The sequence below is a fragment of the Borrelia venezuelensis genome (assembly GCF_023035835.1).
Lineage (GTDB): Bacteria > Spirochaetota > Spirochaetia > Borreliales > Borreliaceae > Borrelia > Borrelia turicatae.
This window is the reverse complement of sequence record NZ_CP073220.1, coordinates 755,400-779,729: the sequence shown is the minus strand read 5'-3', so window position 1 is coordinate 779,729 and position 24,330 is coordinate 755,400. Positions and strand designations below refer to the sequence as shown.

Here is a 24,330-nt window from a genome sequence, read left to right as displayed (position 1 = left end):
ACATATTTATAGTACAATTATATTGGAAGGATATAACTTGAAAAATCTTAACTTTAGTAAAAAAGCTAACTTACTCATTTATATAACATATTTTACTATTAGTTTCTCTATTATCTTACTATCAATTGCAATAGTTGAGACTGTAAACATTCAAAGAGACAAAAATTTTGGCGACGTAAATCCTGCCATACCTTCAAAGCTTTTTGATACAAATGGCAAAATAATAACACAATTTATATCCGACGAGAATAGAGAATTACTCTCTTTAAGAGAAATACCTAATAACTTAATAAGTACACTTTTAATACGCGAAGATCTTAGTTTTTTCTTTCACAGAGGCTTCTCACTCATGGGAATCCTCAGAGCTGCTTTTAATATTGCTATTGGAAGATACTTTTCAGGAGGAAGTACTTTAACACAACAATTGGCAAAACTCCTTTACACCAATCAAGCAAGACGATCAATCTTAAGAAAGCTAAATGAAATTTGGTGGGCCATACAACTTGAAAAGAAACTATCAAAATATGAAATACTTGAAAAATATTTAAATAAAGTGTACTTTGGAAACGGAAATTACGGAGTAGTAGCAGCATCAAAATTCTTTTTCAATAAAAGCGTAAAAGATATTAACACTGCAGAAGCGGTTTTAATGATTATACAACTACCAAACGCAAAACTCTATTCACCATTTTACAATCCAGAATTCGCTAAAAAAATACAAAAGACAGTATTGCATCAAGTAGTATCTAATGGAATTATAAGTACTGAACTAGCTGAGAGAGAGTTTAATGAATACTGGAAAAACTACGATTGGACTCGTATGGCAGACACATCAGCTATCTCTGATAAAGAAGATCATGCACCTTATTTCTCAGAATACATAAGGCAAAGAATAATTAAACATCTTCCATCTGGAGCAAACATATACAAAGACGGGTATTCAATATACACAACACTTGATCTTGATGCACAAAAGTATGCAGATGAAATTACACAAGAAATGATCATAAAAACAAGAAAAATGTATAATTCTACTAAATCATCTGAAACGCTGGTAATTAACTCAGAAATAGTTCCCATAATTGACACAATATCTGATCTATTTGGAATAAGAAGCACTAGAGTAAATGGAAGACAATACAAAAAATTAAGAACAAGAAAATTTTACGAAGACAATATTGATTTAATTGCAAGTTTCGCAGCAATATTAGGCATTGACAAAATAGACAAAGCAACAAAAGAATACACAATAAACAATAAAACAAATCCAAACTTCATTGTACAACCAGAAGGCGCATTCATAGCACTAGATACCACAACAGGAGCAATAAAAGCAATGGTTGGGGGAAGCGGATATAGAAAAGGAAGCGAATTTAATAGAGCAACCCAAGCAAAAATACAACCTGGAAGTGCATTTAAAGCCTTATACTTTTCAGCAGCTATTGATCTTAAAAAAATCACAGCTGCAACAATGTTTTCAGACTCTCCAGTAGCATTTTTCAATCAAGAAGGAGAAGTCTATGCACCTGAAAACTACGGAGGAAAATGGAGAGGCAATGTACTAACACGTAAAGTACTAGCTTTATCACTAAATATTCCTTCTCTTAGAATACTCGATACATTAGGATTTGAAAACGCAATTAAATATTCTGCTAAATTATTAGGAATAAAAGATCAAAATGAAATAAACAAAACATTTCCTAAAGTATATCCTCTTGCACTCGGTGTCATATCAACATCTCCAATACAAATGGCAAGAGCATTCGCAATTTTGGGCAATAATGGCAAAGAAGTGGAACCATATGGAATTAAATATATTGAAGATAGAAATGGAAAAGTAATAGCAAATGTAGAATCCGAAACACTAACAGCAATTAAGAACAAAGGGGCCAATGCACAAATAGTATCTCCTCAAACTGCCTATATTATGACAGACATGATGAAATCAACAATTCAATATGGCACCTTAGCAAATCAAAGACATACAAATCTTAAAGACTTTAAATCTGACATTGCAGGAAAATCAGGAACTACTCAAAACTGGGCTGATGGATGGGCAATAGGATACTCACCCTATATAACAACGGCTTTATGGGTTGGTTTTGATAAAAAGGGATATTCATTAGGAATTGCTGGAACAGGCACAGGACTTGCTGGTCCTAGTTGGGGAAAATTTATGGCAGAATACCATAAAAATTTACCTAGAAAAGTTTTCATAAGACCTAAAGGCATAATTAATGTACAAGTACAATCAGAAACAGGACTATTACCAGAAGGGGTACCTAACGAAACAACAATAAATGAAATATTTATTGCAGGAACTCAGCCATTTGAAAAGTCAAAATACTATGAAAATAAATCTGAATTTTTAAATAAAATGGAATTTAATGTTTATGGAATCGATAAAATCGATGACAACAATGAGTTAAACATTGAGGTTAATGAATTTGAATATCTTATAGATGATTTTAATCCATTAAATAAAATAGACAACAAAACAGAACTTGAAAATGATATCAATGAAACTAATAATAGTAGTTTGGATAATAGTTTAGAAAATGAACATAATCAAGAAAACGTGAATCATGACATACCAGATATAAATCTAGATAATAACATCAACAATACAAAGACAAATGATAATAATGACAACATTAATATAGATGATACTAATATAGACAAAAAAGACAAAGGAAACAATGAAGAAAGTAAAGCGAATCCTCTCATTGATGAAAATGAACAAATTGACGAAAATGGGCACAAAGATGTAAATGGAGAAAATATTCAATTGGATTAATAAAAATGTTAATAGATTTAGAACAAATAAAAATAAAAAAACGAATCAGACAAAATATAGGAGACACCTCAACTCTTAAAGAAAGCATTAAAAAACATGGTTTAATCTACCCAATAATAATAGATAAAAACAAAAATCTAGTAGCGGGTTTTAGAAGATATCAGGTATTAAAAGAACTTGGATATAAAGAAGTCGATGTCAAGGTAATTCCCACAAAAGATAAAAAAATTTTACTTGAAATTGAACTTGATGAGAATAATGCCAGAAAATCATTTACAAAAAGTGAATCAGAGTCAGGAGAAGAACAATTAAAATATTATTCAGAAAAAAACATAATAAACAGGTTTTTAAAATTTATAATACTTAAAATAAAAAAAATACTAAAAAGAAAAAAACAAAATAAAACTTAAATATATAAGAACTATTGGAGGAGGCTTCATGCTTAAGTATATAAACCTTAATAAACTTAAAAATTTTCAAGAATTAAGACAAACCAATCCCGAAGAACTAAAAAAGACTTTAAGCGAGGATAGAATAAAAAAATATGACATCAAAATAGAAGGATATCAAGTACATTATAACTATGCTACAAAACAAATTAACGAAACTCACTTAAACATATTTCAAAATTTAAGCGATGAAGCAAATTTAATAGAAAAATATAAAGAAATCATCGATGGAAAACATATTAATATCAGCGAAAATAGAAAAGTTCTGCACCATTTGACAAGAGAGCAACTTGGAACAGAAGTCATAGAAAATAATGAAAATATAAGGGAATTTTTTGAAAGAGAACTTAAAAGAATTTTTGAATTTGCAAAACAAGTTCAAAATGGATCGATTAAGAGCACAAGTGGAAAAGTCTTTAAAAATGTGGTACAAATCGGAATTGGCGGTTCAAGTCTTGGTCCAAAAGCACTATATACTGCGATCAAAAATTACGCTAAGCAGAAAAATTTACACATGATGAAAGCCTATTTTATTTCAAATGTTGATCCAGATGAGACAGAAGAAGTATTAAGTGAAATAGACCTTCAAGAAACCTTATTTATTATAGTATCAAAAAGCGGAAACACACTAGAGACAGCAGCTAATATGCAATTTTTAATTAAAAAATTAGAAAATAATGGTATCAAAGAATACCAAAAACAAATCATAATCATTACATCAAAGGGAAGTATGATAGCACTTGAACAGGGATATCTTGAATACTTCTTTATGCACGATTCAATTGGTGGAAGATTTTCACCAACATCAGCTGTTGGACTCACCTTAATTACACTTTGCTTCACAGAAAACGTTACAAAAGAAATATTAAAAGGAGCTTGTGAGGTTGACAAAAAAGCATTAAATAAAAACGTAAGAGAAAATGCACCTCTCTTAGCAGCACTAATTAGTGTATATGAGAGTAATATTCTTAACTACAGTAGCAACTGCATTATTGCATATTCAAAAGCAATGGAAAATTTTTATCTTCATCTGCAGCAACTTGAAATGGAAAGCAATGGGAAAAGTGTAAACAGATTTGGAGAAAAAATTGATTATAAAACAGTAAGAATAATTTGGGGAGGAATTGGAACGGATGTTCAACATTCATTCTTTCAAATGCTTCATCAAGGAACAGATATAGTTCCAATGGATCTAATAGGTTTTAGTGAATCTCAACTAAAACAGGATAGCACCCTAGAGGGAACATCAAACAATGATAAGTTAAAAGCAAATCTAATAGCCCAAATAATTGCATTCTCTTATGGCAAAAAAGATACAAACAAAAATAAAAACTTTGAAGGTGAGCGACCTTCTGCATTAATATATTCAAAAGAACTTACACCTTATACAATAGGTGCAATACTATCCCACTACGAGAACAAAGTAATGTTTGAAGGATTCTTACTAAATATAAATTCATTCGACCAAGAAGGAGTTCAACTTGGAAAAGTCATTGCGACTAAGATTTTAAAGGACAATAACTTAAAAGATGAAATAATAAAATCCTATGATAGACTACTTCAAGAATAAAAAAGTAACAAAACTAATTCAAAAATTTATGATTAAAATCATGCTCATTACATTAAAATTTATAAATCAGAGGCAAAAAAAATGAACACAACAATAATATATACACTATTAAATATCACAATCATGTTTACATTAATAGGACTTCTATATTCTCTACACAAAAAACACATCTCATTTACAAAAAGACTACTAGTAGCCTTAGGATTAGGAATAGCCTTTGGTATAACTATGAAACATTGTTATGAATCAGAATCAATAATACTAAAAGAAACTATTGAGTGGATTAATATCCTAGGCATAGGATATATAAGACTCATTAAAATGATGGTAATACCACTTATACTTGTTTCAATAATATCTGCAATAGTAAAACTAACAAATAGCCAAGATATTTGGAAAATGAGCTTATCCGTAATACTTATGCTTATATTTACAGCAGGAATTGCCGCAATAATTGGAATTGGTACCTCTCTCTTCTTTAATTTAACAGCAGAAGGACTCCAATCTGAAGTAGATGAAATTACACAAGGAAAAAAACTAAATCAAGGTCTTGAACGCCTACAAAAAACTCCAATTACACAAAAATTATCAGAACTGATCCCTGAGAATATATTTGCAGATATGGCAGGAACAAGATCAAACTCAACAATTGGAATAGTAATATTTGCTGCCTTAGTAGGAATCGTTGCTCTTAAAGTTGCAAAAAAAAAACCAGAATCAATAGAATTTTTTAAACAAATAATATCCACAGCACAAGATTTGACCTCTGGAATGATAATTTTAATTTTAAAATCAACACCTTATGCCATATTAGCAATGATTACAAAAATATCGGCAACAAGTGATATTTCAAGCATAATGAAACTTGGAAAATTTGCACTTGCTTCATATATTGCCATTGGCATTACAATTTTAATGCACATGACACTAATTGCACTTAATAGGCTAAATCCAATTATCTTCATTAAAAAAGCATGGCCGGTTTTGACATTTGCATTCATATCTCGTTCTAGCGCAGCAACAATACCTGTTAATGTAGAAGTACAAACCAAACAATTAGGAGTCAGTGAGGGAACTGCAAACCTTGCAAGTGCATTTGGGGTATCCATTGGACAAAATGGTTGTGCAGCACTCCATCCTGCAATGTTAGCAATAATGATTGCTCCTACCCAAGGAATAAACCCAACAGATCCTTTATTCTTACTCCAACTTATAGGAATAATAATAATAACCTCATTTGGAGCAGCTGGAGCTGGAGGAGGCGCAACAATAGCTTCTTTAATGGTTCTCTCATCAATGAACCTACCCGTTGAACTTGTTGGACTTGTAATATCTATTGAACCTTTAATTGACATGGGTAGAACATCTGTCAATGTCAGCGGTTCAATGGTTGCAGGAATAATAACAGCCAAGAACCTTAATCAATTAGACAGAAATATTTATAATAATCAAAATGAAATAGAAAAATAAGGAATTTTTATGAAAATAATAATTATTGGAGGAACTGCTGCAGGAACTAGTGCTGCTGCAAAAGCAAAACGAACAAATAAAGAATTAAACATCACCATTTATGAAAAAACAAATATTACATCTCTTGGGGCTTGTGGATTACCATATTTCATTGGAGGATTCTTTGATGAAGCAAACAACATGATAGCCAGAACACCTGATGAATTTGAACAAAATGGAATATCAGTATTCACTGAACATGAGGTTATGAGAGTAGATATCAAAAATAATACCCTTCAAGTAAAAAACCTTCAAACAAAACAGATATTCAATGATTCTTATGATAAATTAATGATTGCAACTGGGGGCAATCCTATCATCCCACCAATTAGCAACATCCAACTAAGTAACTTTTATACTCTAAGAAATATGCAAGATGGAAAAGAAATAAAAAAACTTTTTAAGAAGAAAGATATAAAAGACATAGTAATAATTGGAGCTGGATATATTGGAATTGAAATGGTAGAAGCTGCTAAAGCTTTAGAAAAAAATGTAAGAATAATTCAACTAGATAAACGAATACTAACCGAATCGTTTGACAGAGAAATCACTAATATCATGGAAGAAGAATTAATAAAAAACAATGTTCTACTCCACACAGATGAATTTGCAAAAAGCTTAATAGGAAAAGAAAAAGTTAAGGGAATCATTACAAATAAATCCGAATATAAAGCGGATCTTGTAATTCTTTCCACCGGTATCAAACCTGCTACTGAATTCTTAGAAGGTCAACTTGAGACCTTAAAAAATGGTGCAATCATTGTCAATGAATATGGAGAAACCAGCGTAAAAAATATTTTTTCTGCTGGGGATTGCGCCACAATTTATAATCTTGTAAGTAAAAAAAATGATTATATCCCCCTTGCAACAACAGCTAACAAACTAGGAAAAGTAATTGGTGAAAATCTAGCAGGAAGACACGTTGCTTTTAAAGGAACACTAGGATCTGCATCAATTAAAGTCTTATCGCTTGAAGCAGCCAGGGCTGGTCTTACAGAAGAAACTGCTTTAAAGCTTGGAATTAAATATAAAACAGTATTTATAAAAGACAAAAACCATACAAATTATTACCCAAATCAAGAAGATTTGTATATTAAACTGATATACAATGAAGAAACAAAAGAAATCATTGGGGCACAAACAATTGGCAAAAATGGAGCCGCAATAAGAATGCATGCATTATCCTTAGCGATCTATTCAAAACTTACAACAAATGAAATTGGAATGATGGATTTTGCATATTCTCCACCATTCTCAAAAACTTGGGATGCATTAAATGTTGCAGGCAATGCAGCAAAATAAATCATAAGAACACTTTTATTTCTCGTTCTTCATACTAAATGGCTGACCGGTACTTGCAAGAACATCCCTCCAGAAAGAACCATTTATATTGACTTTATTTCTGACAATTACTGCCATTTTTATTGGAATATGTACAAATTTTGTACTCCACAAGCTAATTAATAATTTTGTCTTACCTGCCATAGCAGCATGAACAGCATTGGAACCAAGACGAGCACAATAAAGAGAATCACTAGCATTAGCTGGAGAACTTCTCACAAGATAACTAGGATCAATATACTTAAGATTAATTGAAATATTTTTGGACTTAAAATACGTATTAATCTTATCTTTAATATAAAGTCCAATATCTTCATAAAGCAAGTTACCAGAATCGTCTTTTTTACGACTACTAGGATCAAAATACTTTTGTCCTGCGCCCTCTGCTATTAATATTACTGCATGGGGCATCTCATCCAAATTTTCTTTTGCCAAAAGTCGTCTTTCAAGATGTTCAAGAAGCCCATTAGGCCCCTCAATATCAAAATCTAGTTCTGGAATCAGACAAAAATTAACATCATTAGAAGATAAAGCGGTATGAGCAGCAATAAACCCAGAATCTCTACCCATAACTTTAACAAGACCAATTCCATTATAAGCACTATTTGCCTCAAAGTGAGCACCAGCAACTGCAGCAACTGATTGCTCTACAGCTGTTTCAAATCCAAAAGATTTTTGAACAAACATAAAATCATTATCTATTGTCTTTGGAATACCTACAACAGCAATCTTCAAATTTCTCCTCTCTATTTCCTCAGCAATTAGAACAGAACCTTTTTGTGTTCCATCTCCACCGATATTAAAGAGCATATTAATGCCCATTCTATCTAAAGTATCAACTATTTCAACAGGTTTAATTCCTCCTCTTGATGAACCAAGTATTGTACCACCAAGTTGATTAATATCATCTACTACATCAGGATTTAACTCAACAAAACTTAAATTAGAATCTGGCAAAAGTCCCTGATATCCGAATTTAACTCCATAAATATTATGCACTCCATATACTTTCCATAAAGTTCTAACAATGGAACGAATAACATCATTAAAACCTGGACAAAGACCTCCACAAGTAGTAATTGCCGCTTTAACATGCTTTGGAATAAAATAAATTTTATGTCTAGGTCCGGCTTTTTCTAAAAAAATATTCTCATATTGATCCCAAGCCTCGTCATTTTTATAAACATTAAATCTAATCTTATTAGCCTCACCAGTAAAATGAATATGACTCTCATCAGCATAAAAATTAATCAAAGGATTATCTTGTTTACATTCTCCTAAATTTTCTATTTTAAAATCTAAATTCTTATTCCTAAGTCTATGCATTAAGTTGCTCCTCCATAACTAAGTATTATTATAATTCAATTAATTCCTAATAAATTGACTTTGATCCTTAATCATATCGTATATATCATCATAAATATAAGGTGAACCTTCAACAGGAGACTTAATCAAATTACCTGCAATAAACTCAAAATATTTATTGAGCTTTGAATTTTTATCAAAATCAATAAATGGAATTCTATTATTAACAGATTCTCTAAAACTCTTTGCAAACGGAATAAAACCAATAAATTCTACTGGTATATTAATATTATTTTTAACAACATTGATTAAATTTTCACACATAGCTATTTCTTCGCTAGATTCTATCCTATTTAGTACAACTCTAGGATAAAAACTGTTCATCATCTTTTTTATCTTAAGTGATGAACTTAAAGATATGACTTCAATTCCTGTAACTAAATCTTTAAACTTAACGTTTGTACCTTCTATTTTATTTTTAAAAAAATTACTAATATATTCACGTTCAGCACTCTTTGGGGGAAACCCCAGATATAAAAGCCGATACAGTGCATTTTTCAAAAAAGAATAAGCGTTAAGTATGGAAGGGGTTTCTGGAACAGTAATGATTATACCACTGTAAGCTGATAAATAAAAATCCACTGTATTATAAGATGTACCTGAACCTAAATCTATAAAAACAAAATCAGCAACAAGATCTCTTTGAATGGAGTCTATTATTCTTTTTTTAATAGAAAAAGGAATATTGGCTGTTCCCGTATAAAGAACATCTCCTGGAATCAGATAAAGCTTTTTATAAGGTGTTTTAATAATTAAACTTGAAAAATCTTTTTCACGCTTATTAATAAAGGAACCTATTCCAACACCAGTATTCTTAACCCCTAAACATGTATGCAGATTAGACCCACCAAGGTCAAGATCAACAAGTATTACAGTTTTACCTAAACATGCAAGTTTATAACCAATATTAGCAACAAAAGATGTTTTCCCAACACCTCCCTTTCCACTTGCAACAGGAATAATCTTAGTCATCTCAAAATCCTATTAATCGTTTTTCCTATCTTTACTAAACTTTTTCATGAAATTAAAAAACCTTAAAAATCCTAATTTTTTGGAATTTTCCGTGTAAGAAGCATCCTCTGATTTAGAAACTGATATTAAGTCTTTAATCAAATCCTTATTATTTGTAAAATTCTCAATTTTATCAGGCTTCCCACAAATTACAATTTTATCATCCTTTAAGAAAAAATAATCACCATCTACAAACTCATACCTAGAATTGCTTAAATTTCTAACAGCAATAACAGTAATGCCCTTCTCCCTTCTCAAGTCAGCCTCAAGAAGAGTTTTTCCTACATACTCTTTAGGAATAATAGTCTCAGCAACAATGATATCATGACCAACAATACTGTACGTTGAAAGATTAGGCGATACTAATAGTGGGGTTAACCTTCTTGCAGCATCCTTACTTGGAAATATAATTTTTGTAGCACCAAGAGTTTTTAATATCTCAGCATCATCCCTATCTTCAGTTTTAACACATATCTCTTTAACACCTAAAAGATTACAATAATGAGTAACAAGAGCACTCTTCCCAAGATCATTATCAAAATCAATAATAACAGCATCAGTATCTACAGGTATAACTTTTTTTAAAGTATTTTTAGTAAATTGGTCCAAAATAAAGCTTTCTGTAGAAATAACATCATATTCCTCAACCAATTCCTTTGAAGTGTCAACAATAATAATTTGGCAATCAAGTTTACTTAAATTTTCAAGAACATGAATCCCTAAATTGCTAAGACCAATAATAACAAACGTTTTCACTCTTTCCTAACCCACTAAAATGTCTTGTCTTGGCCTTGTAAATTCTTCAAAACGAGATCTTCGTGAAACAAAAATTGCCATAGAAAAAAGTCCTATCCGACCTGCAAACATAGTAAAAATTATAATTACTTTACCTAAAAATGACAAATCCTGTGTAACACCAACTGACAACCCAACAGTACCAAAGGCAGAAAAAACTTCATATCCCAAATCAATAACTCTCCACTTTCCACCACTCTCAGCAGCAAGAAGAACAAAAAATGAAAAACACAAAATAAACACAGCCCTTACAAAAAATAAAAGTGCAAATCTTATGCTATCAATTGAAACTTTATAAGAACCAATAATATAACCATTACCATCTTGTGATTTTATTACCGCAAGAATAATTAAAAAAAAAGTAGTAATCTTAATCCCACCAGCAGTTGAACCTGGAGCACCACCAATGAACATGAATGGCAACGAAAGCATTTGGGTTCTACTTGTGATAAGAGAATTGTCAAGATAATTAAAACCAGCGGTCCTTGTGCTTATTGAATAAAATATTGAATTAAATATGAGAGTTCCAAGTGAATAACCTTCCTTAAGTTTATGCATTTCTGAGAAAAAAAATAAAATTGTACCTAAAATAATCAAAAAGAAACTCAGTAAAAAAACAATTTTAGCATGAAGAGACAACTTTTTCCGATATTTAATAGTATTCGTAATATCACGATATACCATAAACCCAAGTCCTCCACAAATAATCAAAATAGCAATAACAACTATTGCCTCAGGAACATCACGCCAAGCATAAATACTCTCAGAATGCATAGAAAATCCTGCATTACAAAAAGCTGAAATCGTTGTAAATAAAGCTTCAAGTAATGAAATATTAACACCTCGAAGTCTAAAACACACTAATATTAACAATACTCCAATTAATTCAATTAAAAAAGTTACAAAAAGTATACTTTTCAAAATCTTGACGGGATTATACTCAATATTTGAAAGAGAATATTGTTTAATTATCCGAGCATCGGTTAACTTCAACTTACGCTTAGGAATAAGCAAATAAAAAGTAGCAATTGTTATAAAACCAAGCCCCCCAAATTGAATCAATAACATTATAATGATAAACCCAAAAGTAGAAAAATTTTCCATCTTAACAGTAACAAGACCCGTAATACTAACAGCAGATACAGATGTAAATAAAACATCTATGTACTCTAATTTTTTCTCACCATGCCAAGCAATAGGCAATGACAACAATAGAGAGCCTAGGAACATAATCAAAATAAAATAACTGAAAAGAAAAAACCTATCACTAAACTCAAATTTCAACATAAACAAATAAAACATAACAAAATATATAAGTTATCATCATCAAAATTACAGGCCATTGAAATATTACCATAATTTTATTATTTTTAATACATGTTTGAAATTGAATTGAAAGCTTTTATTCCCAAAAATAAACTTAAAGAAATTTTAAAGTTGGCCAATCAAAAATTCAAATTTATCAAAGAAGAAATCAAAGATGATACTTATTACTGTAACACAGAAAAAATAATTAGAATAAGAAAATTTAACACTTTAGAAAAGATTGTAACCTTTAAAATTAAATCTTTAGAAAATGACATAGAAATAAACAAGGAAATCGAATTTAAAGTAGATCAAGTCAACAATTTTATATCTTTTCTAGAAGAAATGAATTTTAAAATTTTATACAAAAAAATCAAAAAAAGTCTAATTTATAAAAAAGAAAACTTAAACATAGAAATTAATGAAATTGAAAATCTTGGTTTTTTTTTAGAAATCGAAAAAATAATCTATGATAAGAATGAATTAAGTTTTGCCAAGACAGAAATTTACGAAACAATAAAAGAATTCAAATTACAAAATAATATTGAAAAAAAATCCTATTTTGAACTAATACTAGCTAATCAATCTAAAGTATAAAATCTTAAAATCTAAGCTCAGATATGACAATATAAATCCTTTATCCTGATATTTTGCAAACTGGGGCTTACAAACAGATTTTTGAAAAATTTCAGATTCATTAAAAAAATACCAAGTATTATCATCAAAATAAATAAGCCTGATATCATTACCATCTTCAAAAGTTAAAAACAAATCATTCCTATAACTTAAAATATCACTAGTGACTCCATCAATCTTAATATTTGGACTTATATTTTGCCACTTATCATATTGCAATGTAAATACACTCACAACAGGTCTATCCTTTGTTATATAACTTAAAACGACTTGGTCAGATTTAGAATTAGAAAGAATTTTGACAGAATTTGCTACATTTGCAGACTGAATATTTGCATTTCCCCAAGTTTTACCACTATCAATAATAAACTCAGAATTAACATAATTATTTACTTTATAATTATAAAAAATCCCCAGAAAAGGCTCAGAAATAATACCAATACTTGAAACATCATCAACATTGGCATTGCCTTTAGACATATAAGAATCCATGACACTATTCCAAATATTACTATATCCTTTATTTGCAACAAAGTTTACTTTATATTCACTACCAATTTTCCTTAAATAAGCTACATACAAATTATCTCTCTTATCAATGCCAATATTTACCAAAAATCCAATATTATCCCTAAATTTAGGACTAATATCAATCCACTTTCGACTATTAAATTTCTTGACTATAAGTTCGCTAGAAAAATCACTGGTATTCTTAGTCGTAAATACAACATATAATTCTCCTTTAGAATTAATTGCAAAATCAAAACACGCAATATCAGTAATATTATCATTAACAGCAGTACTTATATCAAACCAACCAATATTCTCAATAAATGAAGAAACCTTAATATCATCATTACCTTCTATCTGATAAGCAAGATAAATACTGCGATTATAAGTCCTTAAAATATATCTTTTAAGCTTCAAGCCTAATTGAAAGTTTGGCAAATTTTTTAATAAAAAAGTTTTATCTTTTTTCTTTATACCAGATATTTTAGCTCTTAAAGAGCTATCACTTATTATCGACAAATCTAAATCAGTAAGGATAAAATCAATATTTACATTCTCAGATGTGACATAGATCACAGCATAAAGAATATCTTTATTCAATTTAAGCTTGACATCTTTCTTTCTTATCTTATCTGTTATATATTTTTTATTAAAAATATCATATACCATATAGACAAAATCTGAATCTGAAGAAACATCAAAAGTTAAGATATAGTTAGAAGACTTGTTAACCTTTAGATAAACACTTCCCTTTCCACTTTCACTTGAAATACTTAAAGGCTTAACTTCCGTTAACATTTGCTTTAACTGAGCATGAGAATAAAAACCAATTAGTAACCAAATAAATATTAATAATACATTACTTCTCATACTTGCTAAGATACAAAAATATCACAACATAATCAATTAATGATATGATAGTTAGAAAGGCAGACATAGCATATATCATTCCAACAATAAAAGAAAAATTAAAATCTAGATTTAAAATTGAACTAATAAAATTCTCAATCAATATAGTAATCCTCAACTTGTTTAAACTATAAAAAAAAAGACTAGCAAATGTTGCAATAGCATAAAATAACGACTTTATTTTACCCAAAAATTTAGCTTGTTGAACTATATCAAACTGAATAATTAAATTCCTAACAACACCAACAGAAAGTTCACGGTATATAAATATCACAAAAAAATAATATGGTGTAATCCCTTTATAAAAGAAAAAGGCAAAATATGTTAAATGTTGCAACACATCTGCATAAGGATCTAAAATCTTACCTACATTACTAACTAAATTATATTTTCTAGCAATATATCCATCAATAACATCTGTTATTTCATTAAAAATAATTAAAAACCAAATCAGAATTAAAAATAAATAAGAATTCCAAAGATCTTCAAGACATAATATAAATAAGATAACAAAAGATAATATAATTCTAAAAAAAGTTATTTTATTCGGACTCATTATAATTTCGCTATTCAAACTATAAAATCTCCTTATTAGAAACCTTTAATTTCACAAATTCAAGTGCTTCTTTCAGCTCAAGTCCATTAATCTGCTCATTTGTCCTGGTTCTAATCGAAATCTTTCCCTCTACTACCTCTTTTTCTCCCACAATAAACATATAAGGAACTTTTTGGGATTGATATTGTCTAATCTTTGCATTCATTCTCATATTGCAATCATTATCAAGTTTTATTCTAATTCCTTCCTTTTTAAAACGAGACAATACCTCCAACGCATAATCTTCTACAATATTGTTTACAGGAATAATTACAACTTGAAGAGGTGCCAACCATACAGGAAATGCACCACCATAATGTTCTACCAAAATTCCAAAAAATCTTTCAATAGAACCAAGAAGAGCCCTATGAATCATAAAAGGTTGCCTCTCCTTACCATCTTCTGCTGTATAAGTCATTTTAAATCTCGCAGGAAGATTAAAATCAAATTGAATTGTACTCATTTGCCATTCTCTACCAAGAGAATCTATTATTTTAAGATCAATCTTAGGTCCATAAAAAGCCCCACCTCCCTCATCAATATCATAATCAATACCTAAATTAATCAAAGCTTCTTTTAAGACTTTTACAGACATTATCCAATCATCCTCATCCCCTACAGATTTTTCTGGCTTTGTCGAGAGATATGCTTTTAAAGCAGTAAATCCAAATTTATTCCACATATAAAGAGCAAATCTTAAAACCTCTTGGACCTCAAACTCAACTTGATCATAAGTACATATAATGTGTGCATCATCTTGAGTAAATCCTCTAACACGCATAGTACCATGAAGAGCACCTACCTTTTCATAACGATACACCGTACCAAGTTCAGCCCACCTAAACGGCAAATCTCTATAAGAATGCCTACCGGTATTATAAATAGCAATATGAAATGGACAATTCATAGGCTTAACATAATAATTACTCTTATCCATCTCCATTTTCTCAAACATGCTTTCTTTATAAAAATCTAAATGCCCAGAAGTTTCCCAAAGCCAAGATTTGCCAACATGAGGCGTAAAAAGTATGTCATAACCACTCTTAAAATGCTCCTCTCTCCAAAAATCTTCTATTAAAGCTCTTATTCTAGCACCACTTGGATGAAAAAATATAAGACCAGGTCCTATTTCTTCATGAACAGAAAACAAATCAAGTTCTCGACCAAGTTTTCTATGATCTCGCCTTTTTATCTCTTCTCGCAATTTAAGATATGCTTTTAAATCCTTTTCATTGTTCCATAAAGTCCCATAAATACGAGTAAGCATCTTATTTTTCTCATCGCCACGCCAATAAGCACCTGCAATACTAATTAACTTAAATGCCTTTGGATCAATTTTTCCCATATTATCAATATGGGGGCCTTTACAAAGGTCAGTAAAATTATGACTTTTATATATTGAAATCTCATCTGCAATATCAAGCTCGTGAATTAAATCAATCTTATAAGGTTCATCTTTGAAAAGCATTAAAGCCTGTTCTTTAGTTATCACTTCCTTTACAAAAGAACTCCCTGTCTTTAGAATCTCTCTCATCTTTTGTTCTATTAACAAAAGATCATCTTCTATAATATGTTTTTCAAAATCAAAATCATAATAAAACCCATCTTTAATCGGGGGGCCTATAGCAATCTTAGTATTTGGAAATAACTCAATTACAGCTTCTGCCATAACATGCGCAATCGAATGTCTTTTTTTATAAAGAACATCCTCTTTATCTAATTTCTCACTCATAATAACACCTTACAAACTCTAAGATTCTAAATTATAATATCATAATAAATTTAAGCACTAACCACAGTTATAGATAAATAATAAATCTTCTCAATACAATATACAAAAAAATTTAGTAAAAAAACAGACAAAACAAAAAATGCAATAAAATTTTCTAATCCATAGTGACTATAGACTCAATATTAAAATAAAGAGCCATAGCCAAAAAGAAAGTAATAGTAGATGAACCACCATAAGATAAAAAAGGCAAAGGAATACCTGTAATTGGCAAGAGCCCTAAAGACATACCAATATTAAAAGAGGTATGAAAAAACAAAAGACCCAATACACCAGCAAGTACCAAAGACATATATCTATCTTTACTTTTATTCATTATTATTAAAATCCTAAAAAAAATAAGAAAAAATAATATCAAAACTACACTAACTCCTAAAAAGCCAAATTCTTCAGCAAGAATTGAAAAAATAAAATCTGTACTCTGAGATGGAACATAATTTGCATGAGTGTAAGGACCTTTTAAAAATCCCTTACCGAACATACCTCCAGAACCAATAGCAATTTTTACTTGATTTAAATTCCAACCAGCCCCTTTAAGATCAATATTTGGATCTAAAAAAACCAAAAATCTTTTAATTTGGTAAGGTTTCATGAACTTTGACAAAAATTTAGAAAAAAAAGCCGCAATTAGTAAAATTGAACTCATAAATAATATATAAAAATAAATAAGTCTAATACTGAAATTATACTTTGAAACAAAAAAACCTATAGCAGAAGACAAAAACACCAAAATTAATACTAAAAAAGCTAATTGAAAATAAAAATTATTAGAAAAAATCAAATACAATACATTTCCCATATCTGCCTTGTATTCATACCAAACAGGCAATACCACAAAAAAAAATGAAAAAAATCCCGTTAATGCAAAATACAAAATATAGTGTATATCTATACCAGCAAAAAAGGAAATAAATATAAACATATTCAAGTAAACTACAGCAGTACCAAAATCAGGCTGTAAAAACACAAATAAAATAACAGGAACAATTAAAATAAAAGCAAAAATAAAAACAAAAAAATTATGATATTCATTCCTACTACTATAGAACTTAGCAAGGGTCAAAATACTAATAATCTTACCAAACTCTGAAGGTTGTCCACCTAATTTCCAAATTCCAATCCAAGATCTAGCTCCATTAACAGTAACACCAAAAATCGCAGTAAAAACCAAAGCAGCAACCAATAAAAAATATAAAGGATAAATCATGCCATGTATAATCTTAAGATCATATTTTCCTATTATAAAAATTACACAAAATCCACCAAGAACCCATACAATTTGTTTGATATATTCAATCTTCATCAAAGAACCATTAGAAGTATAATCACTAGAATATATAAGCAAGACTCCAATAAAAGATATCATTACCAAACTAAATAATGTTAAACTATCATAACTTTTTCTAAAAACAGCCATTTACTTTACCTAATATACCATGGTCTATACTCTTTAAGAATATCCTCATAACTCTGATTAGCAAAAATCCCTTGCATCATTAAATCTACAGATTTAGCAGACCACATATTATCTGTATTACTTCTTCCTTCAACCAAACTAAAAATAACAACTTGTTCACTAGGTGAAGCATTATAAGGAGCAAGAGCAACAAAAGAACTATGCTCAAGTCCAGTAACACCAGTTTGACCTGTACCGGTCTTTCCTCCAACCTCAACAGCCTTTGTAAGAACTGAATTTCTAGCAGTACCATAAGTTATAACATTTCTCATATATTTTTTCAAAAACTTAAAAGTATTTTGACTAATAATATCTGTTTTCTTAAGGACTTCGGGAACATTTTCAAGAATAACTTCATTAGTACTCCCATTTAAAATCCTATTAACAATTCTTGGTTTATAAATAACACCTTCATTTGCAATCATAGCTATCATATTGGCAATCTGCATAGGGGTAGCATTTAAAAACCCTTGACCTATTGAAAAATTGACAGTATCGCCACCTACCCAAGGTTGATTAAAAAATTTTTCCTTCCACTCAGGACTTGGAATAAGTCCTGAAACCTCATTTGGCAAATCAATCCCGGTTTTTTCACCAAATCCATACTCTTTTGCATACTTAAAAATTTTCTCAACACCAAGATACTTAAGTCCCAATATATAAAAATAAACATTACATGAATGAGCAACAGCATGTTCCAAATCGACATAACCATGACCACCTCGTTGCCAACAATGAAACACTCTATTGCCTACTCTAAAATATCCCGGACAATAAATTTTTCTAGCCCTATCAAGGACCTTTTCTTCTAATAACGCTGTGGTCAAAACCAATTTAAAAACAGATGCAGGGGGATAAACTGATTGTATTGCCCTATTTAGAAAAGAATAATCTTCTTTAGAATACTTATTATAAACATCATTCATTGAATAATAAGGATAATTATGCAGTGCTAACACACCACCTGTTGAAGGTTTTAACACTACCACAGTTCCATACCTTTTACCTAAAGTGTTCTTAGCAAGCAGTTGAATATCCTTATTAATATTTAAAACAATATTATTACCAGGCGTCATATGCTCTATAATAGAACCACTATCCATTTTTCTTTCTCTAGAATCTACCCTATATTTAATTAAACCTTCCTTCCCTCTGATATAACTATCATAAATTTGTTCAATGCCTAATTTTCCTATTGTAGAATTATTATCATACCCTTTAACATTATAAAAAGAACGAAGTTCCCTTTGATTAATCCTACCAACATACCCAATAGGATGGGAACAAGAATCATCTACTAAATAATTCCTTTTAAAAGAATATGTCCATAAAAATGCAGGATAATAACTTCTCTTCTCAGCAACTCTAAACAACATTTCTGGACTAAGTTCAACTATTTCTACATCCTTCAAATATCCTCTAGGAGCCTCAATTTTAGAGAGAATAAGTTCTCTTTCAATACCTAAAATACTTGATAAAAAATCTAACATCTCGTCCCTATCCTCAAGAGACATGCCATAATATTGTTCCAAACTAATCTTTAAAACAAATGCTGTAAGATTATTTGCAAGAACATTAAAGTTTGAATCTAAAATTTCACCCCGTGAAGCATTGATTTTTTCAACTCTAGATAAAAGAACTGTTGCTTTTCTATCATAAAACAAGTGTTTTCCAATCTGCATTTTAAATAAAGTAAAAAGATAAGAAAAAAAAACGAAAAATAGAAGCAACAGGCCAAACATATATCGACCCTTCAAAATAACCTTCATTTTAATATTCCTCTTTAATAGTATAAAGATTTCTCGTACAATAATTTAAAATTGGATACAAAAAATTTAAAAACACTATATTTATAACAATATTAAAATCAAATATCGAATAATTGAATCCTTTAAGATCAATAAAATCTGCAAAAGTCATTGCTACAAACCAAATAACAAATTTTGAAAAAATAAAAAATATTGTTATACTAAACATACTCTTTGGAACAATCAATTTAACTTTTTCAAGAAGATAAAATATCAAAACATAACTAAAAACAAAAAATCCAAGTGGCAACCCATTGAAATATTCCATAATAAAACCATGTAAAATACTTGAAATTAAACCTATATTAAAAACAAAGTTTAGAGAATTAAAAATTAAAATAATTAAAAATATATCTATTGAAAAAGAAAAATTAATATCACAATAATATTGAAAAACTTGTCCTAAAAATATACTAACGATATAATAGAGTATAAAAGATATCACTTTTCTATCCTCTGATTACCCTTAATTAAAAAAACATATTCTAACTTATCTAAAACTATGACAGGTTCTATTTTAATACTTAAAAGAGAGTTATATTCAAGAACATCAAAATGAGTAATTTTTCCTATATAAATTCCACTAGGATAATCACTAAATCCAGCAGTAACAACTGAGTCTCCAATCTTTAAAGTATTTTCGGCTAATTTATTAACATAATTCATCTCAAGAACTTCACCATATCCCTTACCCTCAACTAGACCAATGAATTTGCTATTTTGAATTCTTGCAGAGACAAAATTTTCATAACTGGTTAAAGGCAAAACTCTCGCAGTATCCGCATAAACCTTAACAACTTTGCCAACAAGACCACTAAACCCATCTTGATAAGCAACAGCTATCATATCTTTTTGCACACCATCATTATAGCCTTTATTAATAGCCATTAAAGATGAAACATTTGCATAGTTTAAGTAAATTATTTCAGCTGAAATAAAATCATTAGAATGTACCGAATAAAATCCAAGCTGTTCTTTAAGCCTGGCATTTTCCTGTCTTAACACTTGCACATTCTGAATTACTATTTCAAGTTGCTGTATTCTTTTCTTATAAGCTTCTATTGTCTCACCATAATCTTTATATTCATTTATCGCCTTAAAAATACTAGAAATAAAATTAAAAAACTCATGCACATTTCGCTGAATATATGAATTTAAAGTAAAAATAAAAAAATCGTCTCTTTTATTAATCTTAGAAGCACTTGAATCATAGAGCATAAGAATGATAGCAAATATTAATACACTAAGTACCTTAACAAAATTCTTGAAATTAACAAGAAACTTCATATCTATTCATTAATAAAACTATATATATTTTTACTAATATCTATTCTATTAGCATAATCATAAAATAAACCAGCCCCAACAGCTACAGATAAAAGAGGATTATCTGCAACGTAAACTGGAACTCCCGTCTCTTTTGATAAAAGCCTACTGAGTCCTTTAAGAAGAGCTCCACCTCCCGTCAATATGATTCCACGCTCAACAATATCTGTTGCAAGCTCTGGGGGAGTTGCTCCAAGCGTTCTTTTAACCTCATCAACAACAATACCTATAGGTTCTTGCAAAGATTCTCGGACTTCCATAGAATCAATAATTTGCTTTCTAGGAAGACCCGTAACAGCATCTGTTCCTTTAATATCTATTGTCTCTACCTTCAAATTATGAGTATCTGGATAAACATTACCTATCTTAATTTTCAATTTTTCTGCTGTTTGTTGCCCAATAATAATGTTATGAGCATTTCTCATATACTTGATGATACTCTCATCAAACTCATCCCCACCCGTTCTAATAGCTCTACTTACCACCATACCACCAAGAGAAATCACCGATATTTCAGTAGTTCCCCCTCCAATATCACACACCATATGACCTGTTGGTTCAAAAATGGGAATATCAGAGCCAATAGCAGCTGCAAGAGATTCTTCAATAACCTTAACTTCACGAGCACCAGCATTCATTGCACTCTCTTTTACAGCTCTTCTCTCAACTTCCGTAATGCAAGTTGGTACTCCTATTACCATTCTAGGCTTAAAAAACAATTTTTTCCGAGAAAAAATTTGGCTTATAAAATATTTAATCATTTTCTCTGTATTTTCAATGTCAGCAATAACACCATCACGAAGAGGTCTTACGGCCTTAATATTTTCCGGTGTTTTCCAAAGCATCTTCTTTGCATTGCGCCCAACAGCTACAACCCTATTATTTTTATTAACGTCAATAGCAACTACCGAAGGCTCACTCATCACCACACCATAATCTTTAATGTAAACTAAAGTGTTGCATGTACCAAGATCAATACCAATATCTATCAAAAAAGATTTAAAAAAATTCAAATCAAGCTCCCCCTAAAAATCCTCTAAGCTAATTTTAAGTCTCTCCCTTGCTTCTTCTAAATAAGGATTAATGCTTAACGCTTCTCTCCAATATTTTCTAGCCTTAGGATAATCTTTATCTCTTTTTCTATATATGTCTCCTATTTTAACATAAACATTAGGATTTAAACTATTAATTTTCAAGACTTTATCATAGCAACTTAAAGCATCCTCATAGGCCTCTCTCTCCAAATAGATATCTCCGTACAATAAATATACCTTTTGCATTAAATTATCATCACTTTTTTCATTTTTTAATGACTTATTCTCTTCCTGTAAAAATTTATTTATATATTCAACACTTTTATCAATATTGCCTGTCTTATAATTTACATATGCCAAACTCCAAAGCACAAGATCAGATTTATTCTCTTTATAAGCTTTTTCAAAAAACTTTAAGCTAGAATTATAGTCTTTTAAAATCTGATAAGAATATCCCAGATATTCAAAAATATCCTCCTTTACACTCATAAAGTCAAAACTACTTGAATATAAAGCTTTACTTAAATACTTAACAGAAAGATCACTATAATACTCACCCTTATGAGAATAAGCTTTACCCAAAATATAATAAAGCGAATTCATAGGGACATCATCATTAATTGACATTAAGAACCGTAATCTTTCTATTGAATTGTCTAAAAATTGATTTTTTAAGTAACTATCATTCAACATTAATGAATAATAAAAATATGAAAACCCAAGAAGCAAATTTAGATTAAAATCAAATTTATTTTCTTTAAGACCATTTTCAGCATAATCTATTATTTCTTTATATTCTCTATTATCCCAAAGAACAAGTAAATTTACCTCAGTAGGACCTGCCTTTAAATAAGAATTGGAAAAAGTCTTAAAATAAGATAAAACATAAAAAATAAAGAATAAAAGTGACAAACTTATAATCAAATAAAAAGTACATTTTAGATAATTGATTCCCATAAAAACTCTCTACAAAAAATAGAAGTTGACATCCATAAGCCGAGTTCTGTATTATGTCATCATCTATCTTGCTTTTCCATCACTGGAAAAATCATGCAATCTACCCACAAGCATACCCTCAAGAGCTAAGGAAGCTTGCTTACTTGATTTTGCTCCTAATGAGGTTTATCTTGACCTTATTTATCACTAAACAAGCGGTGAGCTCTTACCTCACCTTTTCACCCTTACCCTAAGGCGGTAATTTTCTGTGACACTCTCTTAAGTTTCAAACTCCTAGGCATTACCTAGCATCATGCTCTTATTGGAGCTCGGACTTTCCTCTTAACATACTTCAACATAGCATATTAAGCGATGACTGGATATCAACTTATTAAAATAAAATACAAAATTAAAAACCTTATTCTATAAGATCTGCTAAACCACCAGGAACCATTTCTAAACCAACTTCAAATTTATCTTGATAATAGAGTATTCTACTACAATAAGGACAAAATTTAACATCATCGGGTTCACGCCTCACCTTATTTGCAAACTCAACAGGAAGTATCATATGACAACCTTTACAAACATTTTCAATCAAAGGCACAACCCCATTGGATTTATTTCTAATAATTCTTTGAAATTTAAACAAAAAGTCCTCGTCCATTCGAAAAGCATATTTTTCCTCTTCACCTTTTATAGAATCAAGCTTCTTTATAATCTCTAAAAGCTCATTTTCAAGATCATTACTCTCAGTAGCATACATATCCTGCTCAACTTCAAGTCTACTCTTAACATCTGCTATTTCCCTATCTACTTTTGTCTTAAGTCCAGTAATATGTGTCATTTTTTTTCTAATAGCAACTTCATCATCTATAATAGTCTGCAATTCTTTCTCAAGAGCCTCATATTCCCTCTGAGTTTTAATGCTATCAATTTTCTCTTCTGCCTTGCCCTTCCTTACATTAATGTCTTGAATATCTAATTTCAAAGATGAATCTTCTTTTTGATATTCTTTAAATTTGAACTGCAATTCAGCAAGAGCTTCAATAAGTCCATCAATTTGAGCCTTTTTAGTTTGCAAATATTTAGGAATATTTTTTTGCCTTTCCTCAAGCTCAAACTTAGCTTTATATATGCCTTCAAGATTCTTTAATACATCAATATTACTTTCCATAAAGCCTCCTAT

The 24,330-nt window shown here is 29.9% G+C and carries 20 protein-coding genes and 1 other RNA gene; 6 read left to right on the top strand and 15 right to left on the bottom strand.

The genetic code is table 11. The features are described 5' to 3' along the window. Positions 1–37: 37 nt before the first annotated feature. From bvRMA01_RS03725 to bvRMA01_RS03705, 5 genes are all read left to right on the top strand, one after another. Entirely contained in the window at positions 38–2,797 is a 2,760-nt protein-coding gene (locus tag bvRMA01_RS03725; protein ID WP_247032252.1) for a penicillin-binding protein 1A, read from the top strand. Between the two features lie 5 nt (positions 2,798–2,802). Beyond that, the gene (locus bvRMA01_RS03720) at positions 2,803–3,207 is read left to right on the top strand and encodes a ParB N-terminal domain-containing protein (protein ID WP_247032250.1); all 405 of its coding nucleotides are present in this window, start codon (positions 2,803–2,805) and stop codon (positions 3,205–3,207) included. 28 nt (positions 3,208–3,235) lie between these two features. Next, entirely contained in the window at positions 3,236–4,816 is a 1,581-nt protein-coding gene (locus bvRMA01_RS03715; RefSeq protein WP_247032248.1) for a glucose-6-phosphate isomerase, read from the top strand. A gap of 81 nt (positions 4,817–4,897) precedes the next feature. After that, the gene (locus bvRMA01_RS03710) at positions 4,898–6,286 is read left to right on the top strand and encodes an L-cystine transporter (protein WP_247032246.1); all 1,389 of its coding nucleotides are present in this window, start codon (positions 4,898–4,900) and stop codon (positions 6,284–6,286) included. A 9-nt stretch (positions 6,287–6,295) separates the two neighbouring features. After that, a complete protein-coding gene (locus bvRMA01_RS03705) occupies positions 6,296–7,627 on the top strand; it encodes a CoA-disulfide reductase (RefSeq protein WP_247032245.1) in 1,332 nt (443 codons plus the stop codon). A gap of 15 nt (positions 7,628–7,642) precedes the next feature. Here the strand turns inward: bvRMA01_RS03705 and bvRMA01_RS03700 are convergent, their stop codons facing one another. Genes bvRMA01_RS03700 through bvRMA01_RS03685 form a run of 4 tightly spaced genes read right to left on the bottom strand, consistent with a single transcriptional unit; the run spans position 7,643 to position 12,124 of the window. Further along, complete coding sequence (locus tag bvRMA01_RS03700; RefSeq protein ID WP_247032244.1) at positions 7,643–8,992, bottom strand: ATP-dependent 6-phosphofructokinase; 1,350 nt, start codon at positions 8,990–8,992, stop codon at positions 7,643–7,645. A 39-nt stretch (positions 8,993–9,031) separates the two neighbouring features. Next, positions 9,032–10,003, bottom strand: a complete 972-nt coding sequence (locus tag bvRMA01_RS03695) for a P-loop NTPase (RefSeq protein ID WP_247032243.1) — start codon at positions 10,001–10,003, stop codon at positions 9,032–9,034. Between the two features lie 12 nt (positions 10,004–10,015). Beyond that, entirely contained in the window at positions 10,016–10,798 is a 783-nt protein-coding gene (locus bvRMA01_RS03690) for a potassium channel family protein (protein ID WP_011772659.1), read from the bottom strand. Positions 10,799–10,804: 6 nt separating this feature from the next. Beyond that, positions 10,805–12,124 carry a TrkH family potassium uptake protein gene (locus bvRMA01_RS03685; RefSeq protein WP_247032242.1) on the bottom strand — a complete coding sequence of 440 codons (1,320 nt, stop codon included), beginning with the start codon at positions 12,122–12,124 and terminating at the stop codon, positions 10,805–10,807. 90 nt (positions 12,125–12,214) lie between these two features. Here bvRMA01_RS03685 and cyaB point away from each other — a divergent pair, with 90 nt between their 5' ends. Continuing rightward, entirely contained in the window at positions 12,215–12,739 is a 525-nt protein-coding gene (cyaB, locus tag bvRMA01_RS03680) for a class IV adenylate cyclase (protein ID WP_247032241.1), read from the top strand. On the opposite strand, the gene bvRMA01_RS03675 is transcribed toward cyaB, so the two are convergent. The 11 genes from bvRMA01_RS03675 to bvRMA01_RS03625 all read right to left on the bottom strand — a co-directional run bounded on the left by bvRMA01_RS03675 (position 12,716) and on the right by bvRMA01_RS03625 (position 24,318). Beyond that, positions 12,716–14,158 carry a hypothetical protein gene (locus bvRMA01_RS03675; protein WP_247032240.1) on the bottom strand — a complete coding sequence of 481 codons (1,443 nt, stop codon included), beginning with the start codon at positions 14,156–14,158 and terminating at the stop codon, positions 12,716–12,718. The genes cyaB and bvRMA01_RS03675 overlap by 24 nt on opposite strands. Next, the gene (gene pgsA, locus bvRMA01_RS03670) at positions 14,148–14,771 is read right to left on the bottom strand and encodes a CDP-diacylglycerol--glycerol-3-phosphate 3-phosphatidyltransferase (protein ID WP_247032238.1); all 624 of its coding nucleotides are present in this window, start codon (positions 14,769–14,771) and stop codon (positions 14,148–14,150) included. The genes bvRMA01_RS03675 and pgsA overlap by 11 nt, the downstream gene beginning before the upstream one ends. Before the next feature lies 1 nt (position 14,772). Then, positions 14,773–16,524: a threonine--tRNA ligase gene (gene thrS / locus bvRMA01_RS03665; RefSeq protein WP_247032236.1), complete on the bottom strand. Its 1,752-nt coding sequence runs from the start codon at positions 16,522–16,524 to the stop codon at positions 14,773–14,775. Positions 16,525–16,678: 154 nt separating this feature from the next. Continuing rightward, complete coding sequence (gene rodA / locus bvRMA01_RS03660) at positions 16,679–17,998, bottom strand: rod shape-determining protein RodA (RefSeq protein ID WP_247032234.1); 1,320 nt, start codon at positions 17,996–17,998, stop codon at positions 16,679–16,681. Positions 17,999–18,003: 5 nt separating this feature from the next. Then, positions 18,004–19,806: a penicillin-binding protein 2 gene (gene mrdA / locus bvRMA01_RS03655; RefSeq protein ID WP_247032232.1), complete on the bottom strand. Its 1,803-nt coding sequence runs from the start codon at positions 19,804–19,806 to the stop codon at positions 18,004–18,006. 1 nt (position 19,807) lies between these two features. Then, positions 19,808–20,290 (bottom strand): hypothetical protein, encoded by a 483-nt coding sequence (locus bvRMA01_RS03650; RefSeq protein ID WP_011772651.1) that lies wholly within the window; start codon positions 20,288–20,290, stop codon positions 19,808–19,810. Beyond that, the gene (gene mreC / locus bvRMA01_RS03645; RefSeq protein ID WP_247032230.1) at positions 20,287–21,132 is read right to left on the bottom strand and encodes a rod shape-determining protein MreC; all 846 of its coding nucleotides are present in this window, start codon (positions 21,130–21,132) and stop codon (positions 20,287–20,289) included. Before mreC ends, bvRMA01_RS03650 begins: the two co-directional genes overlap by 4 nt. A gap of 2 nt (positions 21,133–21,134) precedes the next feature. Next, a complete protein-coding gene (locus bvRMA01_RS03640) occupies positions 21,135–22,184 on the bottom strand; it encodes a rod shape-determining protein (protein WP_011772649.1) in 1,050 nt (349 codons plus the stop codon). A gap of 12 nt (positions 22,185–22,196) precedes the next feature. After that, the gene (locus bvRMA01_RS03635; RefSeq protein ID WP_247032228.1) at positions 22,197–23,162 is read right to left on the bottom strand and encodes a tetratricopeptide repeat protein; all 966 of its coding nucleotides are present in this window, start codon (positions 23,160–23,162) and stop codon (positions 22,197–22,199) included. Positions 23,163–23,181: 19 nt separating this feature from the next. Beyond that, an RNA gene (gene rnpB / locus bvRMA01_RS03630) (RNase P RNA component class A) lies at positions 23,182–23,530 on the bottom strand. A 29-nt stretch (positions 23,531–23,559) separates the two neighbouring features. Further along, the gene (locus tag bvRMA01_RS03625) at positions 23,560–24,318 is read right to left on the bottom strand and encodes a zinc ribbon domain-containing protein (protein ID WP_011772647.1); all 759 of its coding nucleotides are present in this window, start codon (positions 24,316–24,318) and stop codon (positions 23,560–23,562) included. Positions 24,319–24,330 lie beyond the last annotated feature (12 nt).

Excerpts from the sequence above, each read along its gene's own strand:
- bvRMA01_RS03720 (WP_247032250.1), top strand. The coding sequence starts at position 2,803 with ATGTTAATAGATTTAGAACAAATAAAAATAAAAAAACGAATCAGACAA.
- bvRMA01_RS03715 (WP_247032248.1), top strand. The coding sequence starts at position 3,236 with ATGCTTAAGTATATAAACCTTAATAAACTTAAAAATTTTCAAGAATTA.
- bvRMA01_RS03710 (WP_247032246.1), top strand. The coding sequence starts at position 4,898 with ATGAACACAACAATAATATATACACTATTAAATATCACAATCATGTTT.
- bvRMA01_RS03705 (WP_247032245.1), top strand. The coding sequence starts at position 6,296 with ATGAAAATAATAATTATTGGAGGAACTGCTGCAGGAACTAGTGCTGCT.
- bvRMA01_RS03700 (WP_247032244.1), bottom strand. The coding sequence starts at position 8,992 with ATGCATAGACTTAGGAATAAGAATTTAGATTTTAAAATAGAAAATTTA.
- bvRMA01_RS03695 (WP_247032243.1), bottom strand. The coding sequence starts at position 10,003 with ATGACTAAGATTATTCCTGTTGCAAGTGGAAAGGGAGGTGTTGGGAAA.
- bvRMA01_RS03685 (WP_247032242.1), bottom strand. The coding sequence starts at position 12,124 with ATGTTGAAATTTGAGTTTAGTGATAGGTTTTTTCTTTTCAGTTATTTT.
- cyaB (WP_247032241.1), top strand. The coding sequence starts at position 12,215 with ATGTTTGAAATTGAATTGAAAGCTTTTATTCCCAAAAATAAACTTAAA.
- bvRMA01_RS03675 (WP_247032240.1), bottom strand. The coding sequence starts at position 14,158 with ATGAGAAGTAATGTATTATTAATATTTATTTGGTTACTAATTGGTTTT.
- thrS (WP_247032236.1), bottom strand. The coding sequence starts at position 16,524 with ATGAGTGAGAAATTAGATAAAGAGGATGTTCTTTATAAAAAAAGACAT.
- rodA (WP_247032234.1), bottom strand. The coding sequence starts at position 17,998 with ATGGCTGTTTTTAGAAAAAGTTATGATAGTTTAACATTATTTAGTTTG.
- mrdA (WP_247032232.1), bottom strand. The coding sequence starts at position 19,806 with ATGAAGGTTATTTTGAAGGGTCGATATATGTTTGGCCTGTTGCTTCTA.
- mreC (WP_247032230.1), bottom strand. The coding sequence starts at position 21,132 with ATGAAGTTTCTTGTTAATTTCAAGAATTTTGTTAAGGTACTTAGTGTA.
- bvRMA01_RS03635 (WP_247032228.1), bottom strand. The coding sequence starts at position 23,162 with ATGGGAATCAATTATCTAAAATGTACTTTTTATTTGATTATAAGTTTG.
- bvRMA01_RS03625 (WP_011772647.1), bottom strand. The coding sequence starts at position 24,318 with ATGGAAAGTAATATTGATGTATTAAAGAATCTTGAAGGCATATATAAA.